At 62.9% G+C, this 14364-nt stretch carries 12 protein-coding genes and 1 tRNA gene; 6 read left to right on the top strand and 7 right to left on the bottom strand.

The window, feature by feature from the left end:
• The first annotated feature begins 261 nt into the window (after positions 1 to 261).
• Positions 262 to 1446 (top strand): iron-containing alcohol dehydrogenase, encoded by a 1185-nt coding sequence (locus QME84_06225; protein ID MDI6873862.1) that lies wholly within the window; start codon positions 262 to 264, stop codon positions 1444 to 1446.
• Positions 1447 to 1687: 241 nt separating this feature from the next.
• The gene (locus tag QME84_06220; GenBank protein ID MDI6873861.1) at positions 1688 to 2572 is read left to right on the top strand and encodes an SDR family NAD(P)-dependent oxidoreductase; all 885 of its coding nucleotides are present in this window, start codon (positions 1688 to 1690) and stop codon (positions 2570 to 2572) included.
• A gap of 230 nt (positions 2573 to 2802) precedes the next feature.
• On the opposite strand, the gene QME84_06215 is transcribed toward QME84_06220, so the two are convergent.
• From QME84_06215 to QME84_06205, 3 genes are all read right to left on the bottom strand, one after another.
• Entirely contained in the window at positions 2803 to 3951 is a 1149-nt protein-coding gene (locus QME84_06215; GenBank protein MDI6873860.1) for a hypothetical protein, read from the bottom strand.
• 268 nt (positions 3952 to 4219) lie between these two features.
• A tRNA-Gly gene (locus QME84_06210) sits at positions 4220 to 4295 on the bottom strand.
• Between the two features lie 182 nt (positions 4296 to 4477).
• On the bottom strand, positions 4478 to 6070 hold the full coding sequence (locus tag QME84_06205; protein ID MDI6873859.1) for a long-chain-fatty-acid--CoA ligase: 1593 nt from the start codon (positions 6068 to 6070) through the stop codon (positions 4478 to 4480).
• 400 nt (positions 6071 to 6470) lie between these two features.
• Between QME84_06205 and QME84_06200 the strand changes: the two genes are divergently transcribed.
• Positions 6471 to 6878, top strand: a complete 408-nt coding sequence (locus tag QME84_06200) for a tetratricopeptide repeat protein (GenBank protein MDI6873858.1) — start codon at positions 6471 to 6473, stop codon at positions 6876 to 6878.
• A gap of 88 nt (positions 6879 to 6966) precedes the next feature.
• Here the strand turns inward: QME84_06200 and nifS are convergent, their stop codons facing one another.
• On the bottom strand, positions 6967 to 8121 hold the full coding sequence (gene nifS, locus QME84_06195) for a cysteine desulfurase NifS (protein MDI6873857.1): 1155 nt from the start codon (positions 8119 to 8121) through the stop codon (positions 6967 to 6969).
• A gap of 133 nt (positions 8122 to 8254) precedes the next feature.
• Here nifS and QME84_06190 point away from each other — a divergent pair, with 133 nt between their 5' ends.
• From QME84_06190 to QME84_06180, 3 genes are all read left to right on the top strand, one after another.
• Positions 8255 to 8845: an NUDIX hydrolase gene (locus QME84_06190; GenBank protein MDI6873856.1), complete on the top strand. Its 591-nt coding sequence runs from the start codon at positions 8255 to 8257 to the stop codon at positions 8843 to 8845.
• A 278-nt stretch (positions 8846 to 9123) separates the two neighbouring features.
• A complete protein-coding gene (locus tag QME84_06185; protein ID MDI6873855.1) occupies positions 9124 to 10194 on the top strand; it encodes a hypothetical protein in 1071 nt (356 codons plus the stop codon).
• A 56-nt stretch (positions 10195 to 10250) separates the two neighbouring features.
• Entirely contained in the window at positions 10251 to 11210 is a 960-nt protein-coding gene (locus QME84_06180; protein MDI6873854.1) for a radical SAM protein, read from the top strand.
• 111 nt (positions 11211 to 11321) lie between these two features.
• On the opposite strand, the gene QME84_06175 is transcribed toward QME84_06180, so the two are convergent.
• From QME84_06175 to QME84_06165, 3 genes are all read right to left on the bottom strand, one after another.
• Positions 11322 to 11465, bottom strand: coding sequence for a hypothetical protein (locus QME84_06175; GenBank protein ID MDI6873853.1), 144 nt, complete (start codon positions 11463 to 11465; stop codon positions 11322 to 11324).
• A 209-nt stretch (positions 11466 to 11674) separates the two neighbouring features.
• Positions 11675 to 12322: a response regulator transcription factor gene (locus tag QME84_06170; protein MDI6873852.1), complete on the bottom strand. Its 648-nt coding sequence runs from the start codon at positions 12320 to 12322 to the stop codon at positions 11675 to 11677.
• A complete protein-coding gene (locus QME84_06165) occupies positions 12267 to 13985 on the bottom strand; it encodes a response regulator (protein MDI6873851.1) in 1719 nt (572 codons plus the stop codon). Before QME84_06165 ends, QME84_06170 begins: the two co-directional genes overlap by 56 nt.
• Between the last annotated feature and the right edge of the window lie 379 nt (positions 13986 to 14364).

Genomic DNA, 14364 nt, shown 5'->3' with positions numbered 1-14364 from the left:
TCGACCTTCAGAATTCCGAAGGGATTATAGCATAATGCCCCGCCCATGCGGTCACGGCGGGAGGGTGAAGACCGATTCGAAAACATATATCTCCCGGGCGAGGGATGGAGAGTCGCCCCCGCTCATGCGGGGTAATCCGTCTCGAAGCATATTAGAATCTAAGGAGGCGAAGGGAGATAATACTCATGCCGCCATGATACTGGCGCGCAATAGATACGCTTACGCGACGAGGCAAGGGTGCCAAAAAGGACTTCGTCGGAGGTGGCGGGATTGATAACTGGGTGGGAATTCGGCAGGTCGCCCCGTATCATATTCGGACCTGGCGCCTTCAGTCGGCTGGGAGAGGAGGCGGCCTCCCTGGGCCGGCGCGCACTCCTGGTCACCGGAAAATCCTCCTTGCTCCGTTCCGGCCGCCTGGAGGCGCTGAGCCGGGAACTCCGGGGAAGGTCCCTCGAGATGCACCGCCTGGAGGTTGGGGGCGAGCCCTCCCCGGAGCTGGTGGACGGGGCGGTCCTCTCCCACCGCGGGTTGGGCATTGACCTGGTGATTGCCGTGGGGGGAGGGAGCGTTCTGGACGCCGGAAAGGCGGTGGCGGCCATGCTCCCTCTCGGCGCCCCCGTGGAGGACTACCTGGAGGGAGTGGGAAAGGAACCGCATCCCGGGATCCGGTTGCCCTTCATAGCCGTGCCCACCACAGCGGGCACGGGAAGCGAGGCCACCAACAACGCGGTTATCAGCCGAGTGGGTAAGGAGGGTTTCAAGAGGTCCCTCCGCCATCCCTTTTTCTTTCCCGACCTGGCAGTCGTGGATCCCGAGCTCACCCTGACCTGCCCCCCAGAGATCACCGCCGCCTGCGGCATGGACGCCCTCACCCAGCTCCTGGAGTCCTACCTCTCCCCCCGTTCCGGGCCCCTGACCGACGCCCTGGCCCTCAGCGGCATGGAAAAGGTAAGGGAGGGCCTCCTCGCCGCTTACCACGACGGCTCCAACCTCGAGGCGCGCACGGACATGTCCTACGCCGCGCTGGTCTCGGGGATGACCATCTCCTCCTCCGGTGTGGGCCTGGTACACGGCTTCGCTTCCGCCATCGGGGGGAGGTTTCCCATCCCCCACGGCGTCATCTGCGGCACCCTCCTCGCTGCGGTCACCCGGGCCAACCTGGAGGCTCTTTCCAGGGATCCCGGCGGGGGAACGGTTTTCCTCGAAAAGTACGCTAAAGCGGGAAGGGTGCTCACGGGAAAGCGAGCCAAGGATACGGGTGAAGGATGCCGTCTCCTCCTGGAGACACTCGAGGAATGGACGGAGGAGATGCGCCTGCCCCGGCTGGGAACTTTCGGCCTGGGGGAGGAGGACCTGCGGGAGCTGGCCGGGGAGGCCTCCCTCAAGGACAATCCCGTCAGGCTGGAAGCGGAGGAGAGGTTTGCCGTCCTGGCCGCCAGGTTGTAAAGTCCGTGGCGTCAGGGCCCGGGAAGGCAGGAAGGTTCACGGTACGGCGCGAAAAGTCAACCAAGCCCCGGCGCGGGGGCAGAAGCATGGGGCGGAGAAGGGCATGAAGGTAAAATAAGGGCGGTGAAGCGAAAGGTCGCCTCGCGAGAAGGTGAGGAAGCCGGTTAGGCACCGGCCCTGCACGTTGCGGTACGGACAAGGGGAACGTCCGGCTGGAGTCTGGTGAAGGAAAGCCGGTGAAATGGTCGGCCTTAAGCGCTACAGGAGGTTGGAGATGGGATTCTTCGAGGGAAAGACCGCCATAGTCACGGGAGGGGGCTCGGGAATCGGGAGGGCGCTGGCCCATGCCCTGGCCGACGCGGGATGCCGGGTTACCATAACCGACATCGTGCCCGAGCGCATCGGGCAGGTGGTGGAGGAGCTCAAGGCCAAGGGTGTCCAGGCCCGCGGCTACCGCGTGGACCACTCCCGCTGGGAGGAGGTGGAAAAGTTTGCCAACCATTTTCTCTCCGAGTGGGGCCACGTGGACATCCTGTGCAGCAACGCCGGCGTGGGCCTGGGAGGACGCTTCGTGGAGACTTCCCTCGAGGACTGGGAATGGGTGCTGGGCATCAACCTGTGGGGGTGCATCTATACCCTGCACGCCTTCGTTCCCCACATGATCGAGCGCCGGAGCGGCTCCATACTCATCACCGCCAGCGACGCCGGCCTGGTCTCCATCCCGGGCATGGCCGCCTACCAGACCAGCAAGTACGGGGTGGTGGGCCTGGGGGAGACCCTGCGCATGGAGCTCTACGAGCACGGCATCAAGGTTAGCCTCCTCTGCCCCGGCTTCATCAACACCAACATCATCCGCAACGGGAGGATATACCTCTACAACTCCCAGGGGAGGAGCTCCAAGCCGGAGATCGAGAAGTTCTACGCTACCCGGGGCGTGGATCCCTCCGTGGTGGCCGCGGCCGGGCTCAAGGCCCTGGAGAAGGACATCGGCATCATGCTCGTCCCCTGGTCCCATTCCGGCCCCCAGTACGTGCTGAAAAGGATTTCCCCCCAGCTCTACCACGCCCTTTTCCGCTTCCTGTGGCGGAAGGGTATCCTGCACCGCGTCTTCGGGGCCCGTCCCTGACGACGGTAAAGCTGAGGGGCATAGTGGGCATGCGCCTCATCTTCACCTACGCCCCGGCCTCCATGATCTGAGGACCACGATAAAGCCAAGGGACATGGTGGGCGTGCGGGGACTTGCCCCACGAGAGCGGAGCCCTTGCCTGAAGTCCCGTTGAAGTCCCGTAACGGAGGCAAAGCGTCGGTTCGCCCGTCATGAATTTAAATGCCGGATCCCGGCGAAAAAGCCCAGGGTCAACCTTTCCGGCTGCCGTAAAGCATGAAACGAAAATACTCGCTGTCCTCCAGGCCGGCACCCAGGGCGCCCACGGCCAGCGCCAGGCAGCTGCTGAAGAGGGACACCCGGAAATAAACGGACAAGGGCACCTTTTCCGTGTCCAGGGCCAACCACCTGCTCACCAGGGGCCGTGGGAAGATGGCCATGGAGAGGAAGACGTTCACCGCGAACAGGGCGACGAAAAGGAGAGTGAAGCCCAGGAGGATGCTGAGGATGGTGGAAACGTCGAACACCGCGGCATGAACGCTGCCTCTTCCCCCTTCCTCCTGGACCAGCAGGCGATGTTTCCAAACCACGAAAAGGGTGGCCAGAAGGATCAAGCCGGTGGCCAGCAGGGCCGTCCTCCAGATGCTCTGACCCACCCCCAGGTCCCAGAACTCCATGGTGGCCAGGGAAAGGATGGTGGCGGCTAGGGAGGCGAAAAGCAGCCGGGTGGAACGGTAGACCATGGCCCATGGACGAAGGGATATCACCGCCCGGGCTACCCATACGGGATGCCTGAACATGACCCTCAGGTACCAGGCCAGCCTGGATATCTCCCCCAGCTTCTCCCAGGGAACCGCCCCGGCCAGTTCCCTGAGATGCCTGGACATCTCCTCCTTTTCCCCCGCAGTGTAGCCGATCACCTTTTCCTCGCCCAGCAGGGCCGTGACATCCGCTCTCCGCACCCCGTTCAGCCTGGCCAATGCCTCCAGGAAGAGGTTGATGAACAGGACCTTGGCCGCTTCTCGATCACCCAAAAACGGCTGGAGTCCGTGAAGGGAGATGACGGCCGAGGAGTGGTTGACGGAGACCTTCAACCAAGCCGACGAGCTCTCCCGGGGGTTCAACCTGCCGCCGGTAACCACCACGCAGAAATCCCATCGCCTCTCCAGCATCTCCAGGTAGGCGAGGTCGAATATCTTTACGGGGCTCAGAAGCTCACCGGCAACCGCAAGATTCGAGCCGAGCTCCAGCTTCCACGTAAACTCGGGGAAATCATCCTTAAGCCTGGTCAGGATATGGGGCAGAAATTCCTCCGCCAGCGTCCGCGACCCTTTATCGGTGGCCACTATACCCACTACCAGCGGATCGGTCCTCAAGATCTCCGGAATCTTCAGCCTCATCCCCGCACCGTCCATATCCTCCGTCCGGGATAATCCGCCCAACCAGATTTTACATGCCCTCCCGGGAAAAAACATGAACCCAGGCCCCTGTCAGGCACCCGTTCCCTCCCCAAGGTTAAAGGACAGACTTCACGAAGGTCGCACTTCCTCCGCCGGCTTCGCGAATCTCCCGACAGGATACTGGTCGTCAGGCGCCCAAGGACCGGAAGTTTTTCGACCGAAGGGAGAAGTACGTAAAGCCGGAGGCTTTCACCTCCGGCTTGCTTCCTGGAGCGGGTCACGGGGATCGAACCCGCGGCCTCGAGCTTGGGAAGCTCGCGCTCTGCCAACTGAGCTAGACCCGCCCTTCCCGTTTAATTATTATAGCACAGCCATCAAGGCCAAGTTCCCGCTCCCGGAAGCGTCGCGTGAAGGACCGCGGGCGCGTGAACGAGAGGGGTTTCAAACCCCGATATTGACGTTGAAAGGCCGGGACGCGCGGTCCCGGCCGCTTCCACCATCACGTACACCGGAGAAAGGAAGGCTCTTATTCCTTCTTCTCCGCGAGCATGCGGCGTAGCTCCCGCTTGAGGATCTTGCCGCTGGGGAGCACCGGGAGATCCTCCATGGCCATGATGAAGACCCGCTTGGGGACCTTGTATCCAGCCAGCCTATCCTTGCAGTAGGAGATGATCTCCTCCTCGGTGACCTCCACCCCGGGATAGGGGACCACCACCGCGGTGACCGCCTCCATCCAATACTCGTCGGGAAGGCCGATGACCGCCACCTGCATGACCTTCTCATGGGCGATGATGGTATCCTCCACCTCCTTGGAGGACACGTTCTCCCCACCGGACTTGATCATGTCCTTCTTGCGGTCCACGAAGTAGAGGAAGCCGTCCTCGTCGAAGCGGCCCAGGTCGCCGGTATGCAGCCATCCTCCCCGCAAGGTCTCGGCGGTCTTCTCCTCCATCTTGTAGTACCCCTTCATCACCGAAGGGCTGCGCATGACTATCTCCCCCACCTCGCCCACGGGGACCTCATTGTCATTATCATCGAAAATCTTGATCTCCACTCCCGTATGGGGGGTGCCGATGGAGTCGATCTTGGCCTCGAAGTCCTCGGGCTGGAGGGTGGAACCCAGGGGAGTGGACTCCGTCTGCCCGTAGTAGTTCCTCCACTCCGAGTCGGGGAACATCTCCTTCCACTGCCGCAGCAGGGGTACGGGCATGACCGCCCCGAAGGAGATGAACTTCTTGAGCGAGGAGAGGTCGTACTTGTCGAAATCGGGCATGGAAGGAAGGACCTGGTAAAGGGTGGGGGGATAGACCCAGTAGGTGACCTTCTCCCGCTGGGTGAGCTCGAGGATCTCCACCGGGTTGGGCGCATATTCCAGGACCAGCTTGGCCCCCACGTTGATGAACTCGAGGAGCAGGTACTTCCCGGCCACGTGGTAGAGGGGGATGGAGAGCAGCGCCACGTCGTCCTTCTTGATGTTCAGGTCGATCAGCCCGCTCATGAGGGTGTGGAAGAAGTTCCGGTGGGTGTTCATGACCCCTTTGGGCAGGGACTCCGTGCCGCTGGTGTACATGAGGGAGCACATGTCCTCGTCGTCCGTCTCCACCAGCGGCTCGGAGGTGTCCTCCATCTCCTCGAAGAGCCGGTCCAGGCTTACCCAGCCCTCGGGTATCTCCGTGTCGGGAGCATTGATGTGTATGACACCGTATTTTTCCACCGTTTTCAGGTTTGGCGCCGCCGCCTGGACCTGGGGCATCAAGATGTCCTCCGCGAAGAATAGCCGGGACTCGGCGTCATTGACGATGTACTCGATTTCGTGGGGCTTGAGCATGAAGTTGAGAGGATTGATTATGCACCCCAGCTTGCAGGCTCCCAGCCAGGAATAGATGTACTGCGGGCAGTTGTGGGTCATGAAGGTGATGCGGTCCCCCTTACGGGCTCCCAGCTGCTCGAAGACGTGGGCCATACGGCAGCAGTTCTCGTTGAGCTCCCGGAAGGTGATCTTGCGGTCCTGGTACACCAGGGCTACCCTGTCCGGACACCGGGCCGCGGTGCGCTTGGGGATGTCCCCAATGTTCATGCGGCGCATGAGGTTGTACTCCAGCCTCTGACGTTCATCCATCCCTTTTCCTCCTTCCCTGCTTCCATGGGCTAGCATGTAAGACGCCGCAAGGTCGGTGGGCCATGAACGCTTTCCGGAACATCACCCCCTTCGATCCGTTTTCCCGAGCAAGCCTTTCACCGTGCTCTGTCCCTCCGAAGCGAGGAAATTATAACATGCCCTGGTTACGCTCATCAGTCCCCCCTGAGGGAAGACAAAACCCGGGAAACGTGGATGGAACGAGGCTGTAACCCGGCACAACGGGACGCGCCGCCTTCTTTTCTACCATTTTCTGCCGCGGGGTCCTCCCGCCGGGGCTCGCCGGGACTCCGGCGTTACGATGCCACGCGGCCGCTTTTCTTGCCCCGGAGGGGTATTTATACTGGAATCAGCGGAGCACGAATGAGGCGGGAGACGCAAGATGGACGAGGACTACGACCTCTTCGACATAGAGCTCTTCAACGCCGGCCTGGCCATCACCCGGTTGAGCATGGCCTCCATCCACGCGGCCGAGGGGAGGATAGACGCGGCCATCGAAGAATACACCAAGGTGCTCGAGTTCGATCCCAACCTCTTCCTCTGCTATTTAAACCGGGGCAAGCTTTATCACTGCAAAGGAGAACGGGAGAAGGCCAGGCAGGACTTCAACCGGGCCATAGCCCTGGAGCCGCGTTCCGCGGTCACCTACATCTTCAGGGGAGACCTCCATTACGACGAGGGGGATTTCGCCTCGGCGCGGGAGGATTACCGCCGCGCCCTGGCCCTGAACCCGGAAAGCCGGGAAGCCCTCTACCGCCTGAAGCGGCTGGACAGGAGGGGCCGACGCTGAGGTTGGAAGGAACGTCTCCGCGGCCCTGCCTTGGATAAGACCGAAGCGATTGGACGAGTGGAGCCGGCGCCCAGTGGGACTTTCCGCCTCAGGCCAGAGGGGACATGGCCCGCAGGTCCTCGACCACCTTGGGAAGGTTTTCCAGGAGGTACTCCACGTCCTCCTCCGTGTTGTCCCTTCCCAGGGTGAGGCGCAGGCTGCCGTGGGCCCGCTCCGGCGGAATCCCCAGGGCCAGCAGGACGTGGGAGGCCTCCCCCCGCTCCGAGCTGCAAGCGGAACCCGTGGAGGCGGCGATGCCCAGGAAATCCAGCCGCAGGCAGATGGCTTCCCCCTCGATGAAATCGAATATGAAATTGGCGTTGTTGGGGAGGCGCCTCTCCGGGTGGCCGTTAAGGCGGACGCGGGGAATGCTCTCCAGGATTCCCTCTATGAGGCGGTCGCGCAAGGGCTTTACGTGCTCGGAGCGCCGGCGCCACTCCGCGGCTGCCAGCTCCATGGCCACCCCGAAGCCCACGATACCGGCCACGTTCTCCGTGCCCGAACGCATCCTCTTCTCCTGTCCCCCTCCCAGCAGAAGGCTCTCGATCTCCGTCCCCTGCCTCACGTAGAGGCAGCCCACTCCCTTAGGCCCGTATAACTTGTGCGCGGACACCGAGAGCAAGTCCACCCCCAGTCGGTCCACGTTCACTTCCAGGGCGCCCACCGTCTGCACGGCGTCGCAGTGGAAATACACGCCGGCCTCCCGGCAAAGGGCGGCTATCTCCTCCACGGGCTGGATGGTACCCACCTCGTTGTTGGCATGCATCACCGAGACCAGTACGGTCCCCGGCGTGATCGCCCGGCGCACCTCGTCGGGGTCCACCAGGCCCATCCCGTCCACGGGGAGATAGGTGACCCGGAAGCCCTCCCTTTCCAGGAAATGGCAGGGCTCGAGCACGGCATGGTGCTCCACCGTGGTGGTGACGACGTGATCTCCCTTCTCCCGCAGGGCGCGCGCCACCCCGATTATGGCCAGGTTGTCGGCCTCCGTCCCCCCACTGGTGAAGACGATCTCCGAGGGGTCCGCTCCCAGGGCCCCGGCCACCTTGGACCGCGCTTCCTCCACCGCCTTGCGGGCCTCCCGCCCCTCCGCGTACACGCTGGAGGGATTGCCGAAGCGATCCCGAAGGAAGGGCAGCATGGCCTCGGTTACCGCGGGGTGGAGCGGCGTGGTGGCAGCGTGATCCATGTATATCCTTCTCATGGAATGGATTATATAACCGGTGGCGGGACCTTTGAAGGGAGCGCCCCTTGCCTCCGCGCCCTCCCCCTCCATCCGCCTTTCCCCAGGGCCCCGTTCCCTTTCTTGCCGCTCTCCCAGGGTTTAAGATGTTGCCATGGCTTACGTGACCCACGAGATGATCCGGGAGATGGAGAGGAAGTACGGGAAACCCCGCCACCTCCACCTTTCCTTCGAGATAAGGCCTCCTGAGATGAACATGCTTCAGGGCTCCAAAAAACATGACCGCAACCACGACCTCACCCTCTTCATCTTCCGTGACCGCGGGTATCGGGAATTTGCGGCCATCGCCAAGCACATGTTCCCCGAGGGCGCCTACCGGGCACCCTCCGGAGCGGCAAATCCTGGCGAGCCCCTGGAGGAGGCCGCCCGCCGGGAAGCGCGCGAGGAGACCGGACTGGATATTAGCCTGGACCGCTTCATCCTCCATATCCACGCCCGTTTCACCTGCGGGCCCGTGGTGGAGGACTGGAGAAGCCTGGTCTTCACCGCCCTCTGGGAGGGTGGGCAGCTGGGCCAGCTGGACGAGGACGAGATAAGGGAGACCAGGTGGGTGACCCTGGAGGAGCTGCAGGGGCCGGTCCGCGAGAAGCTCCTGGCGACGGGCATGGGGCTCTTCGCCTACCGCGTTGCCCTGCACGACGCCTCGGTGGAGGAGATAGAGAAGTTACGTGCTTCCCGCGGATGATCCGCCGAATCCCTGCCTCCGCCCTTTACCTGTACGGTCGAGGCGGAACAGGCCGGGGCTGAGGGCCGGAACGACAATTCCTAAAAAACACCGCCATGCGCAGTTTCAAGGCATCTTTTTCGGGGGTTATGACCTTGCGGCAACTGAAGCGCGAACCGGACGGGTTCCTGCATGAATCAACCGGTGACTTCAGTTCCCGGGGTTTTCTTCCGAAAAAATTTACGAATCCGGTCCGGCAGGGCCCGTGGGGACGGGAGTTCTCGGCAAAGGGGGCCTCCATGAACGGTATGGAAACCTGTCCGCAATGCGGGGTGCCCGCCTATATCACCTCGGAGCATCTCTGGCATCCCAGCGGCTTCATCGTGCAACGCAGGGACACCCGGCACATCCTCGTCTTCATCGAGAGCGAGAACCTGGAATTCCTCCTGCGGGAGGTGGAGGGGATCCTGGGATTCCCCATCCAGCGCATCGTCATGGACACCCGACGCCGGGCGGCCAAGGCCTACATGGACCGCGTCATCCCCGAGGCCCTCAAGGAACAGATCCGGAGCGGGAAGCTGGACGTAGGCCCAGTGGTGCAGGGGATGGTGGGTATAGGCCATGTCCTCGGCTACGGCAGGTTCGAGGTCCTCGATTCGCGCCTGAAGGGCGATGACCAGGATTACCTGCTTGTTCGGGTCCACCGGCCCTATTCCATCACCCTGGGCTGCGTGGACCCGGTGGCCGCCTTCGAGGCCCTGGTGGGCAGGGAAATGGGGCTCTCCTACGAGGAAACGGGGCCGGAAACCTACGAGATCCGCGCCTTCCCCTCTCCCCACCCGGAGGAGCTCAGGGATAGGCTGACCATGAGAAAGTACGCCTACCCGGAGGGGAACATTCACCTGGAGGCCTGTTCCAAGTGTGGTGCCCCCACGCTGCTGGAGGATTACGAATGGCGCCTGGAGGAGGGGCTTATCCTGCACCGTGAGACGGGGCGCCGGATGGTTTTCTTCGCCCCCTCCGTCCTGGAGGCCATCTTTGGGGAGCTGGAACGCGAGCTGGGGGAGACCATATCCGAGGCGGTGGTGGAGGCCCAGAGGAGACTGACCAGGGAGGGGCTGTATTCCATTGCGGGAGAGGACCCCGGAGAGGAATTGAGAACCATGCTGGCCCTGCGCGGCCTGGGAGGCCTTCAGGAGTTGAAGCTGGGGGCTGACGGCATGATTCTGGACATGGAGAACGCCTGCCTTCCCCTGGTGGTGGCGGGCCTGGCCCAGGGACTGTTCGAAAGCCTTCGGGGTACCAGAGCACGGGTGGACTGGCATGCCGGTGAAGACGGAACCTTCCGGGTGGAGGTAACCGCGGAGTGAAAACCGCTTAACCGGCAGAAAACGACCCACGGTGCCGGAAACGCACCCCTCAGGCCATGGAAGAAGGGCTGCTGCGGAGCCTCGAAGAGCAGCCGTCATCCAGTGCCGACGTCCCCGGCTATAATAAATGTATGCACCAAGTGATGCGATACGAGGAACCTCTCTTCCGTCCACCCTGCGAGGCGAACAGCCTCATCGTGCAGGTTACCCTGGGCTGCCCGCACAACCGCTGCACCTTCTGCGGGATGTACAAGATGAAGAAATATAGGGTGCGCGACCCCGAGGAGGTCAAGGCCGATCTGCGGAGGGCCCGCCTCTTCTACCGCCACGTGGGCTCGGTCTTCCTAGCCGACGGCAACACGGTGGCCATGAACTCCGATAAGCTGGCGGACATCATCCGCTATATCCGTAGGCTTTTCCCGGAGGTGGAGCGTATATCCTCCTATGGCGGAGGGCGCTTCTTGAAGGGCAAATCCGTGCAGGCCCTGCGCAAGCTGAGGGAGGCGGGCCTGGACATCATCTACTTCGGCCTGGAGAGCGGGGATGACGAAATCCTGGCCGCGGTGCACAAGGGGGTGACCTCGAGGGAGATGATCGAGGCTGCCCGGAGGGTCCGGGAAGCGGGGATAGAATTATCCGTGTACATCCTCCTGGGCCTGGGGGGCGAGGACCGATGGAGGCAGCATGCCGAGAACACCGCCCGGGTCCTCAACGCCATGCAGCCCCAGTACATCCGGCCCCGCACCCTGTACCTCCTCCCCGGAACCCCGCTTTATAAGGAGGCCCAGGAGGGGCGCTTCCGGGAGGCCTCCGGGGAGACGGTGATGCGGGAGCTCCAGGTGCTATTAAACCGCCTGGAGGTGGAGGACGCCTGGTTCCTCTCCGACCACGTCTCCAACTACGTGCCCATCTACGGACACCTGCCCGAGGACCGCGAGAAGATGCTGGCCGCCGTGGATATGGCCCTGGAGAAGGCCGACGTCTACCTGGCCCCCCGCCACCTCACCAGCCTATAAATGGTGTCACTCCCCTCAGACAGATTTGGTTTCCGTCCCTGTCCGGACACAGGTCCATCCTGCTATACACTACTACCTCAACGGCCTCTTATCCCGCGGTCCCGAGGCCGCCTAGAACCTCCTCCGGTAATCGGGGCAGGACGTGGCATTGGGACGCTCCGGACGCGAGCAGGCGGTGGGATAATCGTAGGCGCAGGTGTCGCAAAGGAAGCGTTTTCCCAGCAACCATCGCTTGATCTTATCCCAGATACTCATAAAAGAATCATACCACGCCGGCTATCGAAGCAGGGCAACGAGAATCAAGCGGGGATGAAGGTGGGTGAAGCAAGGTCATCACCAATGGCCCTGGAGCGAAGAGGCGGTGGATGCGCCGATGGCATGACGAGGTATCTGAAGAATACCAGACAAATGTCCCGCCTCCTTTGCCCGGGGGAGGTCAGGGTTCACGGCGGGCGCTACGGTTATTAGGAGATGAGGCCGCGGCGGAGGGCGGTGGCCACCGCCTCAGTTCTGTCCTTAACCCCCAGCTTCTCGAAGATGTGGGTGATGTGAGTCTTCACCGTCTGGATGCTGATGAAAAGCTTCTCCGCAATCTCCTTGTTGGAGAGCCCGTCTCCCAGAAGCTGCAGAATCTCCAGTTCCCTGTCGCTCAGCCCGTAGGTCTCCCGGTTGCTCTGGGCCAGGTAGACGTATTCCTTGAGCAGCTGGGCCTGGGCCTCGGGGTGCAGGGTGGCACCCCCCTTGTACACCTCCTTGATGGCCTTCACGAGCTCCTCCAGGCCGGTGTTCTTGAGGAGGTAGCCGGTGGCACCCGCCTTGACTGCCTCGTAAACGTACCCCTCCTGGTCCAGCATGGTGAGCATGATGACCTTAGTCTCCGGAAGGTCTTTCTTTATAAGCCGGGTGGCGGTGATGCCGTTCATACCCGGCATGCTGATGTCCATGAGGACCACGTCGGGCTTGAGGTTCCGGGCCTTGGCCACCGCCTCGTCTCCTCCCGAGGCCTCCCCGACTACATTAATATCAGGGTTTAACCGCAGAAGGCTTATGAGTCCCTCACGGACCAGGCGATGGTCGTCCACCACCAGGACCTTCAAAGTCCTGCGAACCATTCCCATCCTCCTTGCTCACCGCGTAGAGGGGGAAGCTGGCCACGAGGAGCGTTCCCTCCCCGGGTGCACTCCGCACCTGCAGGGTACCCCCCAGCGACTCGGCCCTTTCCCGCATCCCCGCCAGGCCGAACCCTCGCGAGGATTTCCTCTGGGAAAGCGGGAACTCGAAGCCCACCCCGTCGTCCTCCACGCGCAGAACAAGCTTGTCTCCCTCGACACCCAGCTCCACCCCCGCCCGGCGACACCGGGAATGCTTGACCACGTTGTGCAGGGCCTCCTGGCATATGCGGAAGAGGGCCGTCTCCGCCTCCATGGTGAGCTGGGGTATATCCCCTTCCTTTAACTCTATCTTCAACTCCCAGGGAGCTTCCTCCTGCACGCGCCGGATATATTTCTGCAGGGCGGGGACCAGCCCCATGTCGTCCAGCATGGTGGGGCGCAGGCCGGAGATGATGCGCCGCATCTCGGCGATGCCTTGGTTGATGATCTCCTGGGACTCCCGCAGGGCACGGCGGGCTCCCTCCGGGTCGCTCTCCAGGCGCGCTTCCCCGAACTGCATTCGGAACACCGCGCTGACCAGGTTCTGGATGACCCCGTCGTGGAGCTCAATGGCCAGCCTCCTCCTCTCGTCCTCCTGGGCGTTGATCACCCGCTGCAGGAGCTGGCGGTGCACCTGCTCGTCGTAGCGAAGCTCGTCGTAGAGGCGCGCGTTCTCGATGGCGATGGCCGCCTGGTTTCCCACTGCGGCCAGGAGCTCGGCCTCCTGCGGGCTTAGCTCCATCTCCTTGACCTTGCCCAGGAAGATGACCCCGATGAACCTTCCCCTGGCCCTGAGGGGGAGCAGGAAGAGGGAACGCAATCCGGCCAGGACCCCGGCCACCACCTCCCCGGCCAAGAAGGAGGGGGGGAGGGGCTGGATGCCGGAGCCGTAAGCGCCTTCAGGGTCCGTCCACTCGCGGAGCCGGTCGTAGGGCAGGGAGAATCTGGACCACTCCCTATCCCCCAGGGGCAAGCGGGAGCGCACGGAGGCCGGACGGAGACGCCGGCCGATGGCATCTAGGAGGGAGATGGCGCATACGTCCAGCTCGAAGAGGTCCTGAAGTCTCTCCACGATGGTCTCCAGGACCTCCTCCAGCTCCAGGGTGGAGATGAGCTTCTCGGTGATGTCGCGCAGGGTGGAAAGCTGGAGACGGCGCACTCTTTCCTGCCTGGCCCGCTCCTCCGCATCCCTGTCCCTGAGGGAGAGCACGCGCGATACATGGCCTTTCAACTCTCCGAGGTCGAAGGGCTTGGCCAGGTATTCCACCGCCCCACCGCCGAAACCCTTCAGACGGTCCATGTCCGTGTCCCTGGCGGTGACCACGATGACCGGTATGTCTGAGGTGCCCGGGTCCTTCTTGAGGCGCCTCAGGACCTCGAAGCCGTCCATCCCCGGCATCATGATGTCCAGGAGGATGCAATCCGGCTTCCTCTCCTCCACCGCCCGCAGGGCTTCCACGCCGTCGTGGGCCACCCGCACCCGGTAGCCCTCGAATTCCAGGTTTATGGCCATGATCCGGGCCACGTCCGGCTCGTCGTCCACCACCAGGATGTCCGCGCCGGAAGCCCCCTCCCGGTCATCTTCATTCCGGCCCACGTCCTTCTCCCCATTGACCTCGTTCATATCCCGCGCTCCACCGGCTGCGTTACCGCTTCCCTTTCCCGAAGCCTCCGGGCACTTCCCTTCGCGCTTCATTGTTCCCCCCCGCCAACCCGATTTCCCCCCAACCACACCTCTCGCTTCCCAAATTGAAAGGTCCATGGCCTGCACGTACGGCCCTTCGAGCTTTCACCGCCATGCCCGATGACAACATCCTTCCGCTACGCACACCGGTCAACACAGGGAACGCATCTCTTTCCCGTATATCTACAGTCGGCCCCCGCCGCACCAATCTTGACCCGTCCCCTCAGGGCGAGCCTTCCCGTCAAGGGCTCGCCCCATCCTGCGCGTAACGTGCCCCGCCCGCCGCACCCGCGGAGGATGTCCACGTCCACCCCCGCGC

This window comes from Actinomycetota bacterium (assembly GCA_030019255.1).
Classification (GTDB): domain Bacteria; phylum Actinomycetota; class Geothermincolia; order Geothermincolales; family RBG-13-55-18; genus Solincola_A.
The sequence above is the reverse complement of the archived record's forward strand: the minus strand, read 5'-3'. Positions and strand labels throughout refer to the sequence as shown.